This is a genomic window from Nonomuraea sp. NPDC050783, assembly GCF_040802095.1.
Lineage (GTDB): Bacteria > Actinomycetota > Actinomycetes > Streptosporangiales > Streptosporangiaceae > Nonomuraea.
Window position 1 is genome coordinate 39,566 of sequence record NZ_JBFAHK010000011.1, and the last position, 19,781, is coordinate 59,346.

A 19,781-nucleotide genomic window follows, 5' to 3' on the forward strand; every position below is an offset into this window, starting at 1 on the left:
ATGTGGCTACGCTTCAGGGTCGCCAATCATCGGTCGATCCAGGACGAGCAGACGCTCTCCCTGGTCGCCGTTCCCCGCCGTGGAGAGCCGAGGGGAACGGCACCGTTGCGAGTGGCCGGGATCTACGGCGCCAACGCCTCGGGAAAGTCCAACGTCCTCGATGCGCTCCACTGGATGATCGACGCGATCCGGTCGTCCCACACCACGTGGAGCCCCAACGGAGGGGTGCCGAGGGCTCCCTTCAAGCTGTCCGCGTCCGGGTCCGGCAGCCCGTCGTTCTTCGAGCTGGATTTCCTGCACGAGGACGTGCGCTACTCGTACGGCTTCGAGGTGGACGACATGCAGGTGACGGGCGAGTGGCTGAACTCCTTCCCCAAGGGGCGCGCGAAGCGGCTCTTCGAGCGTGACGGGCCGGCCGACATGGTCTTCGGACGCGGCCTCACCGGTGAAGTCCAGCGCATTCGCCGGCTCACCCGTCCCAACTCGCTCTTCCTCTCCTGCGCGGCGTCCAACAACCATCCGCTGCTGAGCTCTCTCTACAAGCACCTGACGCGGAGAATCCTTTTCGCCCGTCTCGGCGAGGAGGACGAGGGCTTCCGGCTCAACCTCACCAAGTACCTGCTGGGAGAGGAGAGCATGGCTCCGATTCTCAACGGGCTGCTGCGGATCGCCGATCTGGGGATCGACCGGGCAGAGGTCGTGGAGGCGCCGCCGGAGGCTCCCCATGCCACCATGTCCGATCTGCCGCCGGAGACCCTTGACGACCCCACGAGCAAGGCCGCCCTAGAGATCATGATGGCCAAGCTCATCCTCAGCAGACCCGGAGACCTCACCCCACTGAGCTTGGAAGAGGAGAGTGCGGGGACGAGATCCTGGCTCTCCCTGCTTGGTTACGCCCTGTTCGCCTTCTCGGTGGGCGGGGTCCTGGTGTCCGACGAGATCGATTCCAGCCTGCACCCGCTGCTGAGCTCGACACTGATCCGGATGTTCAAGGACCCCGACATCAACCCGCGCGGCGCGCAACTGGTCTTCGCCTCTCACGACACCACGCTCCTCGGCCCCCTTCTCGAAGAGGAGATTCTGGCCAGGGACGAAGTGTGGTTCACGGAGAAGGACGCCTCCGGCGCCACGAGCCTCTACTCGCTCGCCGAGTTCCATCCCCGCCGGGACGAGAACGTCGAACGCGGCTACCTGCAGGGTCGTTACGGAGCGGTGCCTTATCTGAACTTCGAGAACGTCCGGGACATCTTCCTGGAGAGGATCCCTGAAAGATCATGAGCCCCAGGCGTAGTCCCCCACGCCTCGACCGCCCCACCAACCGGCGTGCCCCGAAGAGACGGGTGCTCATCGTCTGCGAGGGCGAGGTCACGGAGATCGAATACTTTGCGGGCATCCGCGATCATTTCCGCTCCCTCCCCGTGGAAATTCGTGACTGCAAGCTCATCGGCCTCGGACGCGACCCGGCCGCCATCGTCGGATACGCCGTCCGCGAGCGCGACAGGAAGAACAGGGAGGCGCGCTCTCAGCGGGACGCCGCCATCGCCTACGACGAGGTGTGGTGTGTCGTGGACGTCGATGACCACAAGACGCTCGACCAGGCCTTGACGACGGCGCACAGGGAACGAGTCGATCTCGTCGTCTCCACGCCCTGCTTCGAGTTGTGGATCCTCTACCACTTCGAGGAGTACGCCGCCGCCTGTGACCAGGAGAGAGTCCGGCGCAGGCTGGGGCGGCACATCAAGGACTACGACAAGCACCTGGGGCGCGATTTCCCTTTCTCCCGCCATGAGCTCGCCCGCGAACGGGCCGAACGCATGGATCCTGACCACTATGAGCCCAACCGGAAGGGCCGCAATCCGTCCACCAATGTCTGGCTGGTCGTGGACGCCATCCGGCGATCGGGAAGAGACCGCTGATTCCGTACGCCGCGGCTCCGGGACGCGAGGCCGGTCCCATGCCCGGAGTCACAGGACTCCGGCGCGGGCCGCGGCCAGGGCGGCGTCGGCGGCGCGGTCGGCGTCGCGTTCGCTGACCGGCTCGTGGGTCACGAACAGCCGGTAGTAGACCGGGGCGACCGCGATCCTGATCACCTCCCTGGCGTCGACCGGGCCGGGCAGCTCGCCGCGGGTGACCGCCCGCCGGACGACCTCGGCCGACTGGTCGTGCCTGGCGACGAAGAACTCGTGCAGTGCCCGCGCCGCCGCCTCGTTCTGCACGGCGGCCGCCACGAACGCCGACGACACCGGGCCCAGCTCCGGGTCGGCGAAGCCGGAGCGGACGAGCTGGACGATGCCCCGCAGGTCGCCCTCGATCGTCCCGGTGTCGGGGATGGGCCACGGCTCGTCCCTGGCCAGCTCCAGCGCGTCGGAGATGAGGCCCTCCACGTTGCCCCAGCGCCGGTAGACGGTCGTCTTGTGGACGCCGGACCGCTCGGCCACCCGCTCGACCGTCAGCCCGGCGTAGCCGTGCTCGGCCAGCTCGGCCAGCGTGGCCCGGCGTACGGCGTCGCGTACCCGGGCGCTGCGCCCCCCGGGGCGCTTGCTCTCGCCCGCTTCCAAAAACTACTCCAGTTGCGTTTGTGTCTTCGAGTGTGGCAGACTAAAGCTACAACAGTTGCGATTGGAGTTCCATCCTGATTCACCTGCACGGCGTTTCCAAGTCGTACGGCGAGCTGGTCGTCCTCGACGACGTGACCGTGTCCGTGAAGGCGGGCGAGCGCGCGGGCGTCGTCGGCGAGAACGGCTCGGGCAAGTCCACCCTTCTCCGGCTCCTGGCGGGCGTCGAGCGTCCCGACGACGGTGAGATCACCGTAGGCCCGGGCGGCGAGGCCGGTCACCCGGGGCACCTGGACGTGGGCTACCTCGGCCAGACCCTCGGCCTGCCGCCCACCTGCACCGTCCAGGAGGCCGTCGATGCCGCCCTGGCCGGGCTGCGCGCCATCGAGCGTCGCCTGCGCGACCTGGAGGCGTCCCTGGCGTCCGCGGACGGCCGGGACACCGCCGCCACGACCGAGGCCCTGGCCGAGTACGGCGAGTTGCAGACCCTCTACGAGTCCCGCGGCGGCTACGAGGCGGACGCGCGCGTGGACAAGTCCTTCCACGGCCTCGGCCTGGCCCACGTCACCCGCGACCGCACCCTGGGCAGCCTGTCCGGGGGCGAGCAGGCCCGGCTCGGCCTGGCCTGCGTCCTGGCCGCCGCGCCCCGCCTGCTGCTCCTCGACGAGCCCACCAACCACCTCGACGAGTCGGCCCTGACCTGGCTGGAGGGCCGGCTCCGCGAGCACCGCGGCACGCTCGTCGCGGTCTCCCACGACCGCGTCTTCCTCGACCGCGTCGCCACCGCCGTCCTGGAGGTCGGCGACGGCGCCGTCACCCGCTTCGGCGGCGGCTACCGCGGCTTCCTCGCCGCCAAGGCCGCGGCCAGGGCCCGCTGGGAGCAGTCCTACGCGGCCTGGTGCGAGGAGGTCCGCCACGTACGCGAGCACGCCACCACGACCGCCCACCGCGTGGCCGCGGGCGGCCGGATGCGCGACAACAACAAGGTGGCCTACGACCGCGACGCGGGGCGCGTCCAGAGCTCGGTCTCCAGCCGCGTCCGCAACGCCCGCGAGCGCCTGCGCCGGCTCCTTGACGATCCGGTCCCGCGCCCGCCGTCCCCGCTCCGCTTCCGCGGCACGTTCGCCACGGGCACCGCCGGCACCGCCGGCGGGGCGGGCGCGATCGAGCTGCGGGACGTCCGGGTCGGTGACGGCCGCCTGCGCGTCGATCGCCTGGCCCTCGCGCCGGGCGACCGGCTCCTGGTGCGCGGGCCCAACGGCGCGGGCAAGTCCACGCTGCTGGGCGTCCTCGCCGAGCACGCCTCCGGCGCCGGCCTCCGGGTCGGCCACCTGGCGCAGGAGGTGGCGTTCGATCCCGGCCTGACCGTACTGGCCGCCTACGGGCACGGCTACCCGGACGAGCGCGAGGCCGCCCTCCTGGACACCGGCCTCTTCGCCCCGCACACGCTCACGCAGAAGGTCGGCGAGCTGTCGGTCGGGCAGCGGCGCAGGCTGGCGCTGGCCCGGCTGCTGGCCGGCGAGCACGACCTGCTGCTCCTCGACGAGCCCACCAACCACCTCTCGCCGCTCCTGTCGGAGGAGCTGGAGCGGGCACTCGACCACTACCACGGCACGCTCGTCGTGGTCTCGCACGACCGGGCGCTGACACGGCGCTTCCGGGGCAGGCACCTGCACCTCACGGGGGGACGCACATGTTGACCATGATCGACGCCGGCGCGCCGTACGGCATCGCCACCGGCCCGGACGGAGCGCTCTGGTTCACCCTCGTGCACCAGGGCCGCATCGGGCGGCTGGAGCCCGGCCGCGCCCCGGAGATCCACCAGCTCGACCCGGCCGACGGCCAGCCGACCGTGATCACGCCCGGCCCGGACGGAGCCATGTGGTTCACGGAGGGCAAGGGCGGCCGGGTCGGCCGCATCACCGCCGACGGCCGGGTGACCGCCTACGCGGCGGACTCCCCGTTCGGCATCGCCGCGGGCCCCGACGGAGCCATGTGGTTCACCGAGATGCGGTCCGGACGCGTCGGCCGCATCGCTCCCGACGGCGGCCGTTCCGCGTTCGAGGTCTCCCCGGCCGGCGGCATGCCCGCCTTCATCGCCCCGGGGCCGGACGACGCCCTCTGGTTCACCCTCAACCAGGGCAACGCCATCGGCCGCGTCTCCTTGGCCGGCGAGGTGACCGTCCACCCGCTGCCCACGGAGGGCGCCGCGCCCGTGGGCATCACCCGCGGGCCCGACGACGCCCTGTGGTTCGTGGAGATCGGCGCCGGCCAGATCGGCCGCATCGACACCACCGGCAAGATCGACGAGTACCCGCTGCCCGACCGCGCCGCGCGCCCGCACGCGATCGTCGCCGGCCCGGACGGCGCGCTGTGGTTCACGCTGTGGGGCACCGGCCGCGTCGGCCGCGTCACCGTGGACGGCGCCATCGGGGAGTTCCCGCTCCCGGCTCCCGCGCCGCGTGCGGGCACCGAGTCCTGGAAGGCGGAGCCGCACGGGCTGGCGGTGGGGCCGGACGGCGCGATCTGGGTCGCGCTCGAAGCGGGCGCGCTGGCCCGCCTCGACGCGGGACCCGCCTCGTGACCGCCCGCGCGCGCCGCTCCGGCGCGGGACCCGTCTCGTGACCGCCCGCGCGCACCGCTCCGGCGGGGGGTGGGTGGCGGTGAGGGTTTCCGGCGGAGTTGACTAGAGGCATGCATGCCATCATCGTCTCCGCCCAGGGCGGCCCCGAGGTTCTCGAGTACGTCGAGCGTCCCGACCCCACGCCTGGTGACGGCGAGGTCGTGGTCGACGTCGCCGCCGGCGGGGTCAACTTCATCGACATCTACCACCGTTCCGGCGCCTACCCCCTCGACCTGCCGGCGGTCATCGGCTCCGAGGGGGCGGGCACCGTCGCGGCCGTCGGGGCCGGGGTGGAGGGCGTCGCCGTCGGGGACACCGTGGCCTGGGCCAACGTGCTCGGCAGCTACGCGGAGAAGGCCGTCGTGCCGGCCGGGCGGCTGGTGCCGGTGCCGGACGGCGTGCCGGCCGAGCTGGCGGCCGCGACGATGTTGCAGGGCATGACGGCCCACTACCTGACGCACTCGACGTTCGAGGTGAAGGAGGGCGACCGCGTCCTGGTGCACGCCGGGGCGGGCGGCATGGGCCAGCTGCTGATCCAGCTCGCCAAGCTGCGGGGCGCCACGGTGTACGCGACGGTGTCCACCCCCGAGAAGGAGAAGCTGGCCCGCGAGGCCGGCGCGGACGAGGTGCTGCGTTACGACGACTTCGCCGAGGCGCTGCGGGGCACGATCGACGTCGTGTACGACGGGGTGGGCAGGTCCACCTTCGACGGCGGGCTGGACGCGCTGCGCCCGCGCGGCCTCATGGCCCTGTACGGTGCCGCCAGCGGGCCGGTACCGCCCCTCGACCCCCAGACGCTGAACAAGAAGGGCTCGCTCTTCCTCACCCGGCCCACCCTCGTGCACTACATCGCCGAGCGCGCGGAGCTGCTCCAGCGGGCGTCCGACCTGTTCGGCTGGATCGCGTCGGGCGAGCTGCGCGTCGCCGTCTCGCACCGCTACCCGCTGGCGCAGGCGCGGCAGGCCCACGAGGACCTGGCCGGCCGCCGCACCACCGGCAAGCTGCTCCTCGTCCCGTGACGTCCTCCGTCCTCCCGCTGGCGGGGCAGCCGGCGGACCTCGGGCGGGCGCTCTGGTCGTTCGCGGCCGTGGTGGCGCTGCTGACCGTGACGCCCGGGCTGGACACGGCGCTCGTCCTGCGTACGTCGCTGCTGGACGGCAGGCGGGCGGCCTGGGGGGTGACCTTCGGCATCCAGCTCGGCACGCTCGCCTGGGGCGTGCTCACGGCGGCGGGGCTGTCGGCGTTGCTGGCGGCCTCGCAGCCGGCCTACACCGCGCTGCGCTGGGCGGGGGCGGCCTACCTGGTGTGGCTGGGGTCGCGCATGCTCCTGGCCCGGCGGCGCCGGGGTGACGCCGGGGACGGCGGCGGCGTCCAGGGGCCGTCCGGGCCGGGGCCGGGAGGCGGCGGGTTCTGGCGCGGGCTGCGGCGCGGGGCCACCACCAACCTGCTCAACCCCAAGGTCGGGGCGTTCTACGTGGCGATGCTGCCGCAGTTCATCCCGGACGGCGCGCCGCACGCCGTCACGGGGCTGCTGCTGGCCGGCGTCCACGCGGCGGAAGGGCTGGTGTGGAGCGCGCTGCTGATCGGGTTCGCGGCGCTGATGGGCGGGTTCCTGCGGTCGCCGGCGGTGCGGCGGTTCCTCGACCGGCTGTGCGGGGCGGTGCTCCTGGGGTTCGGGGTGCGGCTGGCGGTGGCCGGCGACTGAGGCCCGCTCGCCGCCGCCCTCCGGGGGGTTCGCCTCCCTGGGGCCGGGTGCGGGCGGGAAGCCGTTCGGCCAGTCGAGGAGGCGGGCGCCCAGCACCGCCGTCTCCAGGGTGAGGCGCTGGGCCGGGTCGTCCGGGGAGAAGCCGGTCAGGCGGCGGATGCGCTCCAGCCGGTACGTCACCGCGCGCGCCGAGCAGCGGGCTGAGCACGCTGGTCACCAGGTCCTCGATCGCGGTGCGGCCGCGCAGCAGGACGGGGAAGACCGCGCCCGCCTTGCCTTCCGGAATGCGCAAGCCGGTCGTGGTGCTCCCGGCCCGCGAATCGGGCAAGCTGCCCTAATGGAGCGAGGCAGGTACGGAGAGACGGCGTTCGTGCTCGGCGGCGGCGGGGTGCTGGGCGCGCACGAGGTGGGCATGTTGCAGGCGCTGGACGAGGCGGGCATCCGGCCCGGCCTGGTGGTGGGCACCTCGGTGGGGGCGCTCAACGGGGCGGTCGTCGCGGCCGGGCCGGGCGAGGCGGTGTCCAGGCTGACCGGGTTGTGGCGCTCCGACGTCGTACGGGCCGCGTTCGCCGGCTCGTGGATGGCCCGGCTGTCCACGTTGGCCAGGACCGGCACCCACCTGCACCCGATCGGGCCGCTGCGGGACGTCCTGGCCGCCACTGTGCGGGCCGGGCGCATCGAGGAGCTGGAGGTGCCGTTCCAGTGCGTGGCGGCCTCGGTGGAGCGGGCCGCGGCGCACTGGTTCACGGAGGGGCCGCTGGTGGAGGCGGTGCTGGCCTCGTGCGCGGTGCCCGGGCTGCTGCCGCCGGTGGTGGTCGGCGGCGAGCACTTCTACGACGGCGGGCTGGTGCACAGCATCCCGGTCGGCCGGGCGGTGCGGCTCGGCGCCAGGCGCGTGTACGTGCTGCACGTCGGCCGGATCGAGCGGCCGCTGACCGCCCCCCGGCGGTTCTGGGAGGTGGGCATGGTGGCCTTCGAGATCGCCCGCCGGCACCGCTTCGCCGAGGACATGGCCAGCCTGCCGCCGGGCGTCGAGGTGCACGTGCTGCCCACCGGGGCCGCCGAGCCGCTGTCGCCGCTGCGCTACCGGGACGTCTCGCAGGTCTCCGCCTGCATCGACCGGGCCTACGAGGCGTCCTCCCGCTACCTGCGCGAGCACTCTCTGCGCCGGCATGAAGGATGAGGGACTGGGCAGAGATGAGGCCGGACGACCGTAAGGGAGGCCGCGTTGCTCCCCCCACGCATCCTGCGCAGGCTGGTGCTGGCTCCGCTGGTCATCGTGGTGACCGTGGCCATGCTGGTGACGTTGCCGCTGTGGCTGGTCGTCGCGGCCGCCGCCTCGATGCGGCTGCCGCCGCCGCAGCGCCGGGGGCCGCGGTTCGTGTGGTTCGGGGTGGCGTGGCTGACGCTGGAGTCGCTGGTGCTGATCGCCTGCCTGTGGTTGTGGGTGGCGGGCGGGGCCCGCCGCCAGGAGCGGCACTACGGGCTGGTCAGGTGGTTCCTGTCGCGGGTGTACGCGGCCGCGGCGCGCATCTTCCGGCTGGCCGTGGACGTCGAGGGCCCCGCAGGCGGGAGCGCGGCGCCGTCCGGCCCGGTGATCGTGCTGTCCCGGCACGCCGGTCCCGGCGACTCCTTCCTGCTGATCCACCACCTGCTCGTGGCCTGCGACCGGCGGCCCCGCATCGTGATGAAGGCCGCCCTCCAGTACGACCCGATGCTCGACGTGGTGATCAACCGGCTGCCCAACGCCTTCGTGCCCCGCCGCTCCGGGCGCCGGCGCACCGTCGGGGAGATCCGGCGCCTGGCCGCCACGATGGACGGGCGCGACGCCCTGGTGATCTTCCCGGAGGGCGCGAACTTCACCCCGCGCCGCCGCCGGCTGGCGATCCGCCGCCTGGAGGCCAAGGGGCTGACGGAGGAGGCCGGCCGGGCCCGCGGCCTGGAGCACCTGCTGCCGCCCCGCCCGAACGGCGCCCTGGCCGCCATCGCGGCCTGCCCGGCGGCGGACGTGGTGTTCGTGGCGCACACCGGCCTCGACGACCTGATCACGCCGGGCGACGTCTGGCGCAGGCTGCCCCGCGCCGCGCGCGTCACCGCGACGTGGTGGCTGGTGCCGGCCGCGGAGGTGCCGCGCGGCCGGGAGGAGGGGATCGGCTGGCTCTACGACAACTGGGAGCGCATCGACGCCTGGGTCAGCGCCCGGCGGCTCCCGGCGCGAGAAGCGGGACCTCCGGCGGGCCGTCACTGATGAGGCGCAGCAGCGCGCCGGTGTCGAGGTGCCGCTCGACGAGGTCGCCGAGCGCGTCCAGCCGCCGCTCCCGCAGCGCGGCGAAGTCGGTGTCCGGCGCCGGGACGAAGTCGCGCCCGGCGCGGGCGGCCACGTCGGCCAGGAAGGCGCGGCGGAAGCCGTCGTTCTCCAGCGCGCCGTGCCAGGTGGTGCCCCACACGTCGCCGACCCGGCAGCCGTCGAGGAACGGCTCGCCGCCCTCCACGGTGGCCCGCCCGTGGTGGATCTCGTACGCGCGCACGGGCTGCCCGTAGGCCGTGCCCTCGGGCCGGGCCAGGCGCTTGTCGGGCGCGAACGCGACGCGTACCGGCAGCAGGCCGAGCCCTTCGACCCGGCCCGCGCCCGACTCGACCTCGTCCACGATCTCGCGGCCGAGCATCTGGAAGCCGCCGCACACGCCCAGGACCGGGCCCTTCCGCTCGGTGACGGCGGCGGCCAGGCCGGTCCTGCGCAGCCAGTCCAGGTCGCTGACGGTGGCCCGCGAGCCGGGCAGCACCACCAGGTCGGCGTCGTCCAGCTCGGCGGGGGCAGTGACGAAGCGCACGACGACGCCCGGCTCGGCGGCCAGCGCGTCGAGGTCGGTGAAGTTGGAGATGCGCGGCAGCCGGACGACCGCGACGCGCAGGGTCTGCCGGCCGTGCGGGGGGCGGGCGGCCACGCGGCGGGCGTCGAGGGCCAGGGAGTCCTCGACGTCCAGCCAGAGGCCGTCGAGCCAGGGCAGCACGCCGTACACCTGCCGCCCGGTCAGCTCGCGCAGCATGCCGAGGCCCGGCTCCAGCAGCTCCATCGCGCCGCGGAACTTGTTGACCACGAACCCGGCGACGAGTGCCTGGTCGGCGGCGTCCAGCAGGCCGACGGTGCCGTAGAAGGCGGCGAACACGCCGCCCCTGTCGATGTCGCCGACCACGATGACCGGCAGGTTCGCGGCCCTGGCCAGGCCCATGTTGGCGAGGTCGCCGCGGCGCAGGTTGATCTCGGCGGGGCTGCCGGCGCCCTCGCACACCACCACGTCGTACTGCTCGCGCAGCCGGGCCAGGGACTCCAGGGCGGTGGCGCGCAGCAGGTCCTTCAGCTCGCCGTACTCCATCGCGTCCACGTCGGCGACCGGGTGGCCCATGAGGACGACCTGGCTGCGGCGGTCGCTGCCGGGCTTGAGCAGGATCGGGTTCATGTCGGCGACCGGCTCCAGGCCGGCGGCCTGCGCCTGGACGGCCTGGGCGCGGCCGATCTCGGCGCCCCCGGCGGTGACGTACGAGTTGAGCGACATGTTCTGAGCCTTGAACGGCGCCACGCGCACGCCCTGGCGGGCCAGCCAGCGGCAGATGCCGGCGGTGACGACGCTCTTGCCCGCGTCGGACGTGGTGCCCGCGACGAGCAGTCCCCCGGTGACCATGCGATCACCGTACCGGAGCCAACTGCCGGAAATTTCCTGGTAACTCACCATTTACTCAAGGCTGTGACTTGTGCCACTCTGTCTAGAACGTTGCCCTAGAACGCAATTCTAGATTTACCTAGCGAAAGGGTGGGAATGGTCGGGACGTTGGGTTCGCCGCGCACCGGCGCCATCGACGTGACATCCCGGGCGCCGTTCGGCTGGGCGCCGCTGGTCGTCCTGTTCATCGTCGGACTCGTGGACCGCATCGAACACAACCTGCTCTCCGGCGTGCTCCCGGCCATCCAGGCCGAATGGGGCTTCAGCGACACCGCCGCCGGCTCGATCCCCACCGCGGCGGCGCTGGCCGCGGCGGTCGTCTCCCTGCCCGCCGGCTACCTGGCCGACCGGCTCAACCGCACCCGCATCATCACCGTCGTCGTCTTCGTCTGGGCCATCGCCACCCTCGGCAGCGGGCTGGCGACCGGGTTCCTGATCTTCTACCTCATGCGGGTGCTGCTGGCCGCGGCCGAGAACATCGACAACCCGGCCGCCGGCAGCCTGCTCGCCGACTACTACCCGCCGATCAGCCGGGCCAAGGCGTACGGGCTCACCCGGGTCACCACGTACCTCGGCGGCGTCGGCACCCTGCTCGGCGGGGTGCTGGCCGAGGCGTTCGGCTGGCGCACGGCGTTCCTCGTCATGGTGGTGCCCGGCGTGCTCACGGCCCTGCTGGTCTGGCTGCTGCGCGAGCCGCGCCGCGGCGAGCTGGACCGCCTGGTGGCCTCCGGGGCGGCGCCCACGGACCCGCCCGCGCCGGACCGGCCCGCCGGGAAGCCGCCGTTCTGGCGGCAGCTCCGGCAGATCGTCTCCGTCCCCACCCTGGTCTTCGTCTGCATCGGGCTGTCGTTCCTCACCCTGGGCCTGGCGGGGATCTTCTACTGGCTGCCCACGTTCATGGTGCGCACGCTCGGTGTCGGCGTCGGCACGGCCGGATCGCTGAGCGGCCTCATCACGATCGCCGGAACGCTGATCGGCACGCTGGTCGGCTCGTGGCTGGGCCGGCGCTGGCACGGCACCCGCAAGGGCGGGCGGCTGCTGGCCGGCGGCGGCGGCATCACCGCCGGCTCCGTGGTGCTGGCGGGCGCCCTGGCCGTGGAGTCGGCGGGCGCGTTCACCGCCCTGGTGCTGCTGGCCTGCTCGCTGATGTCGATCGCGATCCCCAACATGACCGCCTGCCTGGCCGACGTCATCCCGGCCTCCGCGCGCGGCCTCGGCTTCGCGGTGCTGCAACTGCTCACGACGGCCGGCGGCGCGTTCGGCTCGCTGGTCGTCGGGATCGCCTCCGACCAGCTCGGCTCGCTGCTGGCGGGGATGTACATCCTGGTGGTGCCGATGGTCGTCGGCGGGCTGGTGACGCTGGGGGCCAGGGCGTCCTTCGAGCGGGACGCCGCCAAGGTCCTCGACGCGGCCGCCCGCGGCTGAGCCCCCGCCCCGCTCCGCTCCCTCCCTTCCCGGACGGGAGGAGGGAGCGGGGCATGGGCGCCGTCAGCCGCTCAGCGGGCCGCGGCCGTCGCGCTCGCGTTCGGCGACCGGCGGCTCGACCGGTTGCCCAGTGGTCGGGTGCTCAGTGGCCGGGTGCCCAGTGGCCGGGTGCCCAGTGGTCGGGTGCCCAGTGGTCGGGTGCCCAGTGGCCGGGCGCACGGGTTCCTGGGCGCCCGGGACGTCCCCGCCGCCGTAGCGGCGCTGCACGGCGTCCACGCCCTTCTCGATCTGCTCGTCGTACTTGTGGCCGGTCCGCTCCTTGGCGAACCGCTCGGCCCGGTCCAGCACCTGGTCGGCCTGCTTGGAATGTCCCCGGGCCAGGTTCTCGGCCTTCCGCAGCCATTCACTCATCCGGCTCATCATCCATCTCCCGTATCCGGCTACCCGGTCCCCTTACCCGCCAGCAGGGCGTCCTCACGGCCGGTTGCCGTCCTCGTGGTCGCGCAGGTGGGTCGCGGGAGCCGGGATGGCGGGGAAAGGATTGTCAGGGAGGAGGATGACGCGGCGGGCCTCGCCGCCCTGCAGGGCGGCGTCGAGGTGGAGCAGGGCCGTGCCGATGCCGGCCGCGCCGACCATGTAGCCGGTGTCGGCGCTCACCTCGCCGGGCCTCAGCCGCCGGTACGCCTGGTACCAGCGGAAACCCCGCCCGTCGTGGTCGGTGGCCGCGCCGATGAGGTGGTGGGCCAGCTTGCGGGCGTAGGCGAGGTAGGTGGCGTCACCGCTCTCCGCCCACAGGCCGACGAACAGCTCCAGCAGCCCGGCCGACCCGCAACACTGGCAGGCCACGTTCCAGAAGCCCGGGGTGCGCCGCTCCGGCACGCCGCTGCGGATGATGCCGCCCGCCAGCCGCCGCACCCAGTCCAGGTGCCCCGGGTCGCCCGTCACCCGGTACAGCTCCTGGAACGTGCGCGCCACGCCCGCGGAGCCCGAGCAGAACCCCAGGTAGTGCAGGCCGCGGCCCTGCGGCACGTGGTGGGGCACCAGCGCGCACCGGTCGGTCACGTCGCTGACCTCGCGGACGAAGCCGGCCCCGCGGTTGGCCGCTTCGAGGAAGCCCCGGTCGCCGGTGACGCCGTACAGGCGGGCCAGCAGGAACGCCGTCCCCGCGGTCCCGGCCAGGAAGCCGGGCGTGACCGCGTCCACGGGCAGGTCGGGGCAGTCGCCGAAGCGGTGGCCGGGAACGGCGAGCCCGGCGATGCGCTCCCCGGCCGCCACCGCCACCTCCTCGTAGCGCGGCACGCCGAGGGCGGTGGCGGCGCGCAGCAGCCCGAGCACGATGCCGCCGTCGCCGCGCTGCGCGGGGTCGCCGGTCCAGCCGGGGCCGCCGCCGAACGGCCTGGCGGCCCGCACGACGTGCTCGGCGGCGGCCCTGGCCGCCGACTCCAGCTCCTCGTCGCCGAGCGCCCAGCCGGCCTCGGTCAGCGCCACGACGGTGCCGGTCAGGCCGTGGTGGAGCGTCAGGTCGGCCTGCTCCCGCCAGGTGGCCGCGAGCCGCCGGGCCCCGGCCGCGGCGTCCGCCAGGTACGCCTCGTGCCCGGTGGCGGCGGCCAGCTCCAGGAAGAACAGCACGATGCCGGCGGCTCCCGCGTAGAGGGAGCCGGGCTCGGGGGCGGCCAGCGCGGAACGGCCGCGCGCGTCCGGGTTGGCCTCCCAGGTGCGCCCGGAGGCGTCGTCCCTGGCCGCGGTGCGGATCCACCGGCCCGCCATGATGGCGGCGGTCAGGGGTGTCTCGGCACGCTCGCTCGGCGAGCGGGTCTTGTCCAAACCCATGCTTGAGTATCCCACACTTCCGGTAGGAAAATCAGGCTACTGTTCAAGACCCCCGGAGGAAAACGGTGGCACTGCCCGATTTCCTGATCGCCGGTGTGCCCAAAGCCGGCACCACGGCCCTGCACACAGCTCTGCAACAACATCCGGAACTCTATCTGTCCACGATCAAGGAACCGAAGTTCTTCCTCACCGACGGGCCGCCGCCCGAGCGCGGCGGCCCCGGCGACGCGGAGACCTACCGGGAGCACGTCTGGCGGCGCGAGGAGTACGAGGCGCTGTTCGAGGACGCGCCCCCGGGCACGCTGACCGGCGAGTCCACTCCGTTCTACCTCTACGACGCCGCCGCGCAACGCCGGATCCGGGCCCTGATCCCGGACGTCCGGATCGTCGTCACGTTGCGCGACCCCGTCGAGCGGGCCCACTCCAACTGGACCCACCTCTGGTCGGCCGGGCTGGAGCCGATCGGCGACCTCGTCCGCGCCTGCGAGGCCGAGCCGGAGCGGATCGCCGCCGGCTGGGCGCACTTCTGGCACTACCTGAGCCTCGGCCGTTACGGGGAGCAGCTGGCCCGCCTGTTCGAGCTGTTCCCGCGCGAGCAGGTGCTGATCCTCCGCTACCGGGACATCGTGGACCGGCCCGCCGAGACCCTCGACCTGATCTGCGCCCACCTGGGCGTGCGGCAGGGACTGCTGGCCGAGGTGCCCCGGCAGAACGTGACCGCGCACCCCGACCCGGGTGCCCGGCACGCCGTGCTGTCCACGCTCGCCCGCCGCCTGCCCGCGCTGGCCAAGCCGATCGAGGGCCTGCTCCAGCACCGCGGCCAGGCCCGGCGCCCGCTGTCGTGGGAGCAGCGGCGCCGGCTCATCCCGTACTTCGCCGAGGACGTCGCGCTGCTCCAGCGGGTCACCGGCGAGGACTTCAGCGACTGGCTGCGGCCCCGGGAGCGCTCCGGCGGCCTGGTGGGCTCCCGGCCGCCGGGCCAGCGCCAGGCGCGCAACGGCCGCCGCGACTGAAGCGCCCGCCGGGCCCGCCGCGCCCGAGGCGGCGGGGCCCGGCGGGCGCGGCGGGCGCAGCGGGCACGGTGGCCGCCGCGGCGGGTCAGCGCAGCTCGGTGCGCAGCTCGTGGGCCCCGTCCGGCCGGGTGTACTCGTAGTACAGCCGGGTCCGCCCGCCGGGCAGGTCCACCAGCTCCAGGTAGCGCAGGCCCCGGCCGCGGTGCGGCGACTGCGCGGCGGGCCGCTCGCCCACCGGGGCCAGCGCGGCCGGGTCGGGGCCGGTCGCGACGCCGGTGCGCTCCTCGTAGTTCTCGGCGGCGCTGGCCCGGCCGTCGTAGAAGGCCACCACCCGGTCGCCGTCGAAGCGCACCGCGCTCACCCGGACGCCGCGCGCGTCCCACAGCCCGGGCCGGCCGCTGAGGGCCGTGCCGTGCCAGGTCCACTCCAGGCCGTCGGCGCTGGTGGCGTAGTCGGTGACCATGCGGTCGGCCTCGTCGGGGTCGGCGAGGGGGTGGCAGGAGGCCCACAGGTGCCAGACGCCGCCCCGCCGGACGATCACCGTGTCCTTGACCCCGGTCTTGGGGTCGCCGGGCAGGACGGTGACGCGCGTGCGCGCGTCGAAGGCGGCCGGCTCGGCCGCCTCCAGCACCTCCACCCGCCAGTGCTTGGTGCCGGGCGTGGCGCAGCTCAGGTAGAGCCGCCAGCGCCCGTCGGGCAGGCGGACCAGCGCGGGCCGCTCCAGCGACTCGGCGTCCATCTCCTCGCGGGTGATCGTGGCCAGCGTCTCGAAGCGCTCGCCGTCCGAGGAGCGGGCGACGGCCACCGCGTAGCCGCGGCCCTGGCCGATCGGGCGGCGCAGCCGATAGGCGAGGTAGATCAGCCCGTCGGCGGCGACGGCGCTGGGCGCTCCCGCCCAGTACCCCGCCCCGGGGGACGGCGGCTCGACGGCCACGTGCGCGCGGTCGGGGTCGGGCAGGAAGGCGTTCTCGTCGATCGGCATGGGACCGAGCGTAGGGCCGGGCAGGCTACCGGACATCGCCACTTACCTCTCTTTGAGGTTTTCCTTATTACCTATAGACTTTACATAGATATGTGGCGTCGGGGAGAGGACCGATGAGTCATATGCGTTTCCATTGGTTCCTGCCGACGACCGGCGACGGCCACGACGTGCGCTCGGCCATCACCACCACCGACGCCTTCCGGCCCGCCGACCGCCCCGCGAGCCTCGCCTACCTGGCCCAGGTCGGCCGGGCGGCCGAGCAGGCCGGGTTCGAGGCCGCGCTCACCCCGGTCGGCGCGGGCTGCCCCGACCCGTGGATCGTCTGCGCCGCGCTGGCCCAGCACACCGAGCGGCTGAAGCTGCTCGTGGCCTTCCGCACCGGCTACGCGCTGCCCACCCTGCTCGCGCAGCAGGCGCAGTCCTTCCAGGAGATCTCCGGCGGGCGGCTGCTGCTCAACGTCGTCACCGGCGGCGACCCCGTCGAGCAGCGCGCCTACGGCGACTTCCTCGACCACGACGCCCGCTACGCCAGGACCGGCGAGTTCCTGCACGTGCTGCGCCGCTCCTGGGCGGGCGTGCCCTTCGACCACCACGGCGAGCACTACCACGTGGAGCGCGGCGGGCTGGCCCGCCCGCTCGACCCGGCGCCCGCGCTGTACTTCGGCGGCGCCTCCCCCGCGGCCGAGCGGGTCGCGGCCCGCCACGCCGACGTGGCGCTCATGTGGGGCGAACCGCCGCACGCCGTCGCCGAGCGGATCGCCCGGCTGCGCGCGCTGGCCGGCCCGCTCGGCCGCGAGCTCCGCCACGGCCTGCGCGTGCACGTCATCGCCCGCGACACCGGCGCCGAGGCGTGGGCCGCGGCCGAGCGGCTGCTGGCCGGCATGGACCCGGCCCGCGTCGCGGCGGCCCAGCGCCGCTTCGCCCGCTACGACTCGGTCGGCCAGCGCCGCATGGTGGACCTGCACGGCGGCTCGGCCCGGGACCTGGAGATCCACCCCGGCCTGTGGGCCGGGATCGGGCTGGTGCGCGAGGGCGCGGGCACCGCGCTGGTCGGCTCGTACGCCGAGGTCGCCGCCCTGATCAGGGAGTACGCCGAGGCAGGCGTGTCGGAGTTCGTGCTGTCGGGCTGGCCGCACCTGGAGGAGGCGTACCGGGTGGGCGAGTACGTGCTCCCCCGCCTGGCCCCGGCGCCGGCCGGTCCCGAGCTGTCGCGGGAGGCTCCTACCATACGCGCATGACCCTGCACGGATTCACGCTCACCGCCGAGGGCCCGTTCGACTTCGGCGACTCCCTGCGCTTCGTCGAGGACTGGCCGGCCACCAGCGCGCTGCCCACCGACGGGCGGGCGCTGCGCTTCGCCTACTGCGCGGAGAGCGACTGGCTGCCGATCGGAGTGCGCGTGACGGCGGCGCCCGGCGGGGTCGAGGTGGCCACCACCCGGCCCGCCGGGCCGTCGATCCGCGGCGAGGTGGCGCGCATCTTCTCCCTCGACGTCGACGGCGCCGGCTTCGCCAAGACCGCCGGGGCCGACCCGGTGCTCGACGACCTGCGGCGCCGCCGCCCCGGCCTGCGCCCGGTGTGCTTCTGGAGCCCGTGGGAGGCGGCGTGCTGGGCGGTGATCGTGCAGCGCTCGTCGATGCTCATCGCCGCGCGCATCAAGCAGCGCATCGCCGAGCGCTACGGCACCCGGCTCACCGTGGACGGGCAGCCGTGCCTGGTCTTCCCGCCACCCGTGTCGCTGCTGGAGGCGGGCGGGCTCGGGCTGCCCGCGCAGAAGGAGGAGTGGGTGCGCGGGCTGGCCAGGGCCGCGCTCGACGGCGTGCTGACCACCGAGCACCTGCGCTCGCTCGCCCCCGAGGAGGCGCTGGCGGAGCTGCGCGCGCTGCCGGGCGTGGGGCCGTTCTCCGCGGGGCTCATCCTGATCCGCGGCGCGGGCGCGCCGGACGCCTTCCCCGGCGACGAGCCGCGGCTGTTCGCGATCCTGCGGGAGGCGTACGGGCTGCCCGAGGACACCCCGCCGGCCGCCTACCGCGGGCTGGCCGAGGCGTGGCGGCCCTACCGCTCCTGGGCGTCCTTCCTCTTCCGCGCCACCTCCTACGGCACGCCCGAGGACTGAGGGTCCACCGGCAGCTCGACGGTGATCGACAGGCCGCCCTCCTCGCGCGGCCAGCCCGTCACCGTGCCGCCGTGGGCCTCGGCGATGACCTTGACGATCGACAGGCCGAGCCCGCTGCCCCGGTCCGAGCGCAGCCGGTCGCCGTGCAGCCGGCGGAACGGCTCGAAGATCGTCTCGATCTCGTACGGCGGCACCTGCAGCCCGGTGTTGGCCACGACCAGCTCGACCCGGTCGGCCCTGCGCCGCGTGGAGACCCAGACCTCGCCCTTGGGGTGGTTGTGCCGGATCGCGTTCTCCACCAGGTTCTGCACCAGCCGCTCGACCAGCACCGCCTCGCCGTGGGTCGGGGCGGGGTCGAGCAGCCGGTGAACGGTCACCTCCCGCTCGGCGGCCTCGGCCGCGGCCTGGTCGAGCACGTGCTCGGCCACGTCCGTCAGGTCGAACGGCCGCCGGTCCAGCACCGCCTGCTCGCCCTCGGCCAGCGCCAGCAGGCCGTCGATGAGGCGTTCGTGGCGGGCGTTGACCAGCAGCAGCGACTCGCCGAGGCGCTTGACGTCGTCGGTGGCGTCGGGACGGCGTACGGCGACGTCCACGAGGGTCCTGTTGATGGTCAGCGGGGTGCGCAGCTCGTGCGAGGCGTTGGCGACGAACCTGCGCTGCCCGTCGAAGGCGCGGGCCAGCCGGCCGAGCATGGTGTCGAAGACGTCGGCCAGCTCCTTGACCTCCTCGCGCGGGCCGTCGTAGGCGATGCGCCCGGTCAGGTCGTGGCTCTGGGCGACCTTCCCCGCGGCCTCGGTGACCCGCCTGAGGGGCCGCAGCACCCAGCCGGCCGTCCGCCAGCCGAGCCCGAACGCGCCCGCCGTGGCGGCCAGCACGACGGCCCCGCCGATGGTGCGTACGGCGTCGAGGGTGCCGCGCTGGTAGGCGGCGCGGACCCGCATGGCCTGCCGGCGCGCCACTTCGTAGGTCGTGTCGTTCCTGCAGTACCCGCCCTCGATGCAGCCAGGGGTGAGCAGGTCGGCGCGGTACTCCAGGTTGGCGCGCACGACGAGCCACACGCCGGCCAGCGCCAGCGCCCCCAGGACGAGGAACACCCCGGCGCAGGCCAGGGCGAAGCGCAGGCGCGTGCTCATGGGATGCGGTACCCCGCTCCGGGCACGGTCTCGATGATCTGGGGCTCACCGAGCTTCTTGCGCAGCTTCACCATCGTGGTGCGCACGGTGTTGGTGAACGGGTCGATGTGCTCGTCCCACACCTTCTCCAGCAGCTCCTCGGCGGAGACCACCGCCCCGCGGGCGCGCAGCAGCTCGGCCAGCACGCCGAACTCCTTGCGCGCCAGCGGCACGTACACGCCGTCGCGGAACACCTGCCGGTGGGCCCGGTCCAGCCGCACCCCGGCCCGCTCCAGCATGGGCGGGTCGGCCTTGCGCGCGCGGCGGCCGAGCGCGTGCACCCTGGCCACCAGCTCCTCGAACGCGAACGGCTTGGACAGGTAGTCGTCGGCCCCCAGCGACAGCCCGCTCACCCGGGAGCGCACGTCCCCGGCGGCGGTCAGCATGAGCACCCTGACCAGCCACTCCCGCTCGACCACGGCCCTGCACACCTCGTCGCCGTGCACCTGCGGCAGGTCGCGGTCGAGGATCAGCACGTCGTAGTCGTGCACGCCGAGCCGTTCCAGGGCCGACTCCCCGTCGTAGGCGATGTCCACCGCCAGCGCCTCGCCCCGCAGGCCCTCGGCGATCGAGTCGGCGAGCATCTTCTCGTCCTCGGCCACCAGCACCCGCACGTCCGCCCCCTTGCTCGTTCCATGAAC

At 74.0% G+C, this 19,781-nt stretch carries 19 protein-coding genes; 12 read left to right on the top strand and 7 right to left on the bottom strand.

Annotation, left to right across the window (positions count from 1 at the left end):
- Both AB0H75_RS27415 and AB0H75_RS27420 read left to right on the top strand, forming a co-directional pair.
- The gene (locus AB0H75_RS27415) at nucleotides 1-1,278 is read left to right on the top strand and encodes an ATP/GTP-binding protein (RefSeq protein WP_367800890.1); all 1,278 of its coding nucleotides are present in this window, start codon (nucleotides 1-3) and stop codon (nucleotides 1,276-1,278) included.
- A 62-nt stretch (nucleotides 1,279-1,340) separates the two neighbouring features.
- Complete coding sequence (locus AB0H75_RS27420) at nucleotides 1,341-1,916, top strand: RloB family protein (protein WP_367800892.1); 576 nt, start codon at nucleotides 1,341-1,343, stop codon at nucleotides 1,914-1,916.
- Between the two features lie 48 nt (nucleotides 1,917-1,964).
- Here AB0H75_RS27420 and AB0H75_RS27425 read toward each other — a convergent pair whose 3' ends face one another.
- The gene (locus AB0H75_RS27425; protein WP_367800894.1) at nucleotides 1,965-2,558 is read right to left on the bottom strand and encodes a TetR/AcrR family transcriptional regulator; all 594 of its coding nucleotides are present in this window, start codon (nucleotides 2,556-2,558) and stop codon (nucleotides 1,965-1,967) included.
- A gap of 131 nt (nucleotides 2,559-2,689) precedes the next feature.
- On the opposite strand from AB0H75_RS27425, the gene AB0H75_RS27430 reads away from it, so the two are divergent.
- The 6 genes from AB0H75_RS27430 to AB0H75_RS27455 all read left to right on the top strand — a co-directional run bounded on the left by AB0H75_RS27430 (nucleotide 2,690) and on the right by AB0H75_RS27455 (nucleotide 9,131).
- A complete protein-coding gene (locus tag AB0H75_RS27430) occupies nucleotides 2,690-4,255 on the top strand; it encodes an ABC-F family ATP-binding cassette domain-containing protein (protein ID WP_367800896.1) in 1,566 nt (521 codons plus the stop codon).
- On the top strand, nucleotides 4,249-5,139 hold the full coding sequence (locus AB0H75_RS27435; protein ID WP_367800898.1) for a virginiamycin B lyase: 891 nt from the start codon (nucleotides 4,249-4,251) through the stop codon (nucleotides 5,137-5,139). Before AB0H75_RS27430 ends, AB0H75_RS27435 begins: the two co-directional genes overlap by 7 nt.
- Before the next feature lie 110 nt (nucleotides 5,140-5,249).
- Nucleotides 5,250-6,197: a quinone oxidoreductase gene (locus AB0H75_RS27440; RefSeq protein ID WP_367800900.1), complete on the top strand. Its 948-nt coding sequence runs from the start codon at nucleotides 5,250-5,252 to the stop codon at nucleotides 6,195-6,197.
- Nucleotides 6,194-6,883, top strand: a complete 690-nt coding sequence (locus AB0H75_RS27445; RefSeq protein WP_367800902.1) for a LysE family translocator — start codon at nucleotides 6,194-6,196, stop codon at nucleotides 6,881-6,883. The genes AB0H75_RS27440 and AB0H75_RS27445 overlap by 4 nt, the downstream gene beginning before the upstream one ends.
- 337 nt (nucleotides 6,884-7,220) lie before the next feature.
- Nucleotides 7,221-8,066 carry a patatin-like phospholipase family protein gene (locus AB0H75_RS27450; RefSeq protein ID WP_367800904.1) on the top strand — a complete coding sequence of 282 codons (846 nt, stop codon included), beginning with the start codon at nucleotides 7,221-7,223 and terminating at the stop codon, nucleotides 8,064-8,066.
- A gap of 45 nt (nucleotides 8,067-8,111) precedes the next feature.
- On the top strand, nucleotides 8,112-9,131 hold the full coding sequence (locus AB0H75_RS27455; RefSeq protein WP_367800906.1) for a 1-acyl-sn-glycerol-3-phosphate acyltransferase: 1,020 nt from the start codon (nucleotides 8,112-8,114) through the stop codon (nucleotides 9,129-9,131).
- Here the strand turns inward: AB0H75_RS27455 and AB0H75_RS27460 are convergent.
- Nucleotides 9,076-10,563, bottom strand: coding sequence for a cobyric acid synthase (locus AB0H75_RS27460; protein ID WP_367800908.1), 1,488 nt, complete (start codon nucleotides 10,561-10,563; stop codon nucleotides 9,076-9,078). The genes AB0H75_RS27455 and AB0H75_RS27460 overlap by 56 nt on opposite strands.
- A gap of 135 nt (nucleotides 10,564-10,698) precedes the next feature.
- On the opposite strand from AB0H75_RS27460, the gene AB0H75_RS27465 reads away from it, so the two are divergent.
- Nucleotides 10,699-12,027: an MFS transporter gene (locus AB0H75_RS27465; RefSeq protein ID WP_367800910.1), complete on the top strand. Its 1,329-nt coding sequence runs from the start codon at nucleotides 10,699-10,701 to the stop codon at nucleotides 12,025-12,027.
- A 63-nt stretch (nucleotides 12,028-12,090) separates the two neighbouring features.
- On the opposite strand, the gene AB0H75_RS27470 is transcribed toward AB0H75_RS27465, so the two are convergent.
- Both AB0H75_RS27470 and AB0H75_RS27475 read right to left on the bottom strand, forming a co-directional pair.
- Complete coding sequence (locus tag AB0H75_RS27470) at nucleotides 12,091-12,438, bottom strand: antitoxin (RefSeq protein ID WP_367800912.1); 348 nt, start codon at nucleotides 12,436-12,438, stop codon at nucleotides 12,091-12,093.
- 63 nt (nucleotides 12,439-12,501) lie between these two features.
- Nucleotides 12,502-13,857: a lanthionine synthetase LanC family protein gene (locus tag AB0H75_RS27475; RefSeq protein ID WP_367800914.1), complete on the bottom strand. Its 1,356-nt coding sequence runs from the start codon at nucleotides 13,855-13,857 to the stop codon at nucleotides 12,502-12,504.
- A 65-nt stretch (nucleotides 13,858-13,922) separates the two neighbouring features.
- On the opposite strand from AB0H75_RS27475, the gene AB0H75_RS27480 reads away from it, so the two are divergent.
- Nucleotides 13,923-14,870: a sulfotransferase gene (locus AB0H75_RS27480; RefSeq protein ID WP_367800916.1), complete on the top strand. Its 948-nt coding sequence runs from the start codon at nucleotides 13,923-13,925 to the stop codon at nucleotides 14,868-14,870.
- Between the two features lie 85 nt (nucleotides 14,871-14,955).
- Here the strand turns inward: AB0H75_RS27480 and AB0H75_RS27485 are convergent, their stop codons facing one another.
- Nucleotides 14,956-15,852: a hypothetical protein gene (locus AB0H75_RS27485; RefSeq protein ID WP_367800918.1), complete on the bottom strand. Its 897-nt coding sequence runs from the start codon at nucleotides 15,850-15,852 to the stop codon at nucleotides 14,956-14,958.
- 122 nt (nucleotides 15,853-15,974) lie between these two features.
- Between AB0H75_RS27485 and AB0H75_RS27490 the strand changes: the two genes are divergently transcribed.
- Together AB0H75_RS27490 and AB0H75_RS27495 are read left to right on the top strand one after the other, a co-directional pair.
- Nucleotides 15,975-17,090, top strand: a complete 1,116-nt coding sequence (locus AB0H75_RS27490; RefSeq protein WP_367800920.1) for an LLM class flavin-dependent oxidoreductase — start codon at nucleotides 15,975-15,977, stop codon at nucleotides 17,088-17,090.
- Nucleotides 17,087-17,968, top strand: a complete 882-nt coding sequence (locus tag AB0H75_RS27495) for a DNA-3-methyladenine glycosylase (RefSeq protein ID WP_367800922.1) — start codon at nucleotides 17,087-17,089, stop codon at nucleotides 17,966-17,968. Before AB0H75_RS27490 ends, AB0H75_RS27495 begins: the two co-directional genes overlap by 4 nt.
- Here the strand turns inward: AB0H75_RS27495 and AB0H75_RS27500 are convergent.
- On the bottom strand, nucleotides 17,947-19,101 hold the full coding sequence (locus AB0H75_RS27500) for a sensor histidine kinase (protein ID WP_367800924.1): 1,155 nt from the start codon (nucleotides 19,099-19,101) through the stop codon (nucleotides 17,947-17,949). The genes AB0H75_RS27495 and AB0H75_RS27500 overlap by 22 nt on opposite strands.
- Entirely contained in the window at nucleotides 19,098-19,754 is a 657-nt protein-coding gene (locus AB0H75_RS27505) for a response regulator transcription factor (protein WP_367800926.1), read from the bottom strand. Before AB0H75_RS27505 ends, AB0H75_RS27500 begins: the two co-directional genes overlap by 4 nt.
- Nucleotides 19,755-19,781 lie beyond the last annotated feature (27 nt).

What these genes read in the sequence shown, in the direction of transcription:
- AB0H75_RS27415 (WP_367800890.1), top strand. Translation starts at nt 1, where the DNA reads ATGTGGCTACGCTTCAGGGTCGCCAATCATCGGTCGATCCAGGACGAG.
- AB0H75_RS27450 (WP_367800904.1), top strand. Translation starts at nt 7,221, where the DNA reads ATGGAGCGAGGCAGGTACGGAGAGACGGCGTTCGTGCTCGGCGGCGGC.
- AB0H75_RS27485 (WP_367800918.1), bottom strand. Translation starts at nt 15,852, where the DNA reads ATGCCGATCGACGAGAACGCCTTCCTGCCCGACCCCGACCGCGCGCAC.
- AB0H75_RS27475 (WP_367800914.1), bottom strand. Translation starts at nt 13,857, where the DNA reads ATGGGTTTGGACAAGACCCGCTCGCCGAGCGAGCGTGCCGAGACACCC.
- AB0H75_RS27495 (WP_367800922.1), top strand. Translation starts at nt 17,087, where the DNA reads ATGACCCTGCACGGATTCACGCTCACCGCCGAGGGCCCGTTCGACTTC.
- AB0H75_RS27465 (WP_367800910.1), top strand. Translation starts at nt 10,699, where the DNA reads ATGGTCGGGACGTTGGGTTCGCCGCGCACCGGCGCCATCGACGTGACA.
- AB0H75_RS27500 (WP_367800924.1), bottom strand. Translation starts at nt 19,101, where the DNA reads ATGAGCACGCGCCTGCGCTTCGCCCTGGCCTGCGCCGGGGTGTTCCTC.
- AB0H75_RS27460 (WP_367800908.1), bottom strand. Translation starts at nt 10,563, where the DNA reads ATGGTCACCGGGGGACTGCTCGTCGCGGGCACCACGTCCGACGCGGGC.
- AB0H75_RS27440 (WP_367800900.1), top strand. Translation starts at nt 5,250, where the DNA reads ATGCATGCCATCATCGTCTCCGCCCAGGGCGGCCCCGAGGTTCTCGAG.
- AB0H75_RS27435 (WP_367800898.1), top strand. Translation starts at nt 4,249, where the DNA reads ATGTTGACCATGATCGACGCCGGCGCGCCGTACGGCATCGCCACCGGC.
- AB0H75_RS27470 (WP_367800912.1), bottom strand. Translation starts at nt 12,438, where the DNA reads ATGAGTGAATGGCTGCGGAAGGCCGAGAACCTGGCCCGGGGACATTCC.
- AB0H75_RS27490 (WP_367800920.1), top strand. Translation starts at nt 15,975, where the DNA reads ATGCGTTTCCATTGGTTCCTGCCGACGACCGGCGACGGCCACGACGTG.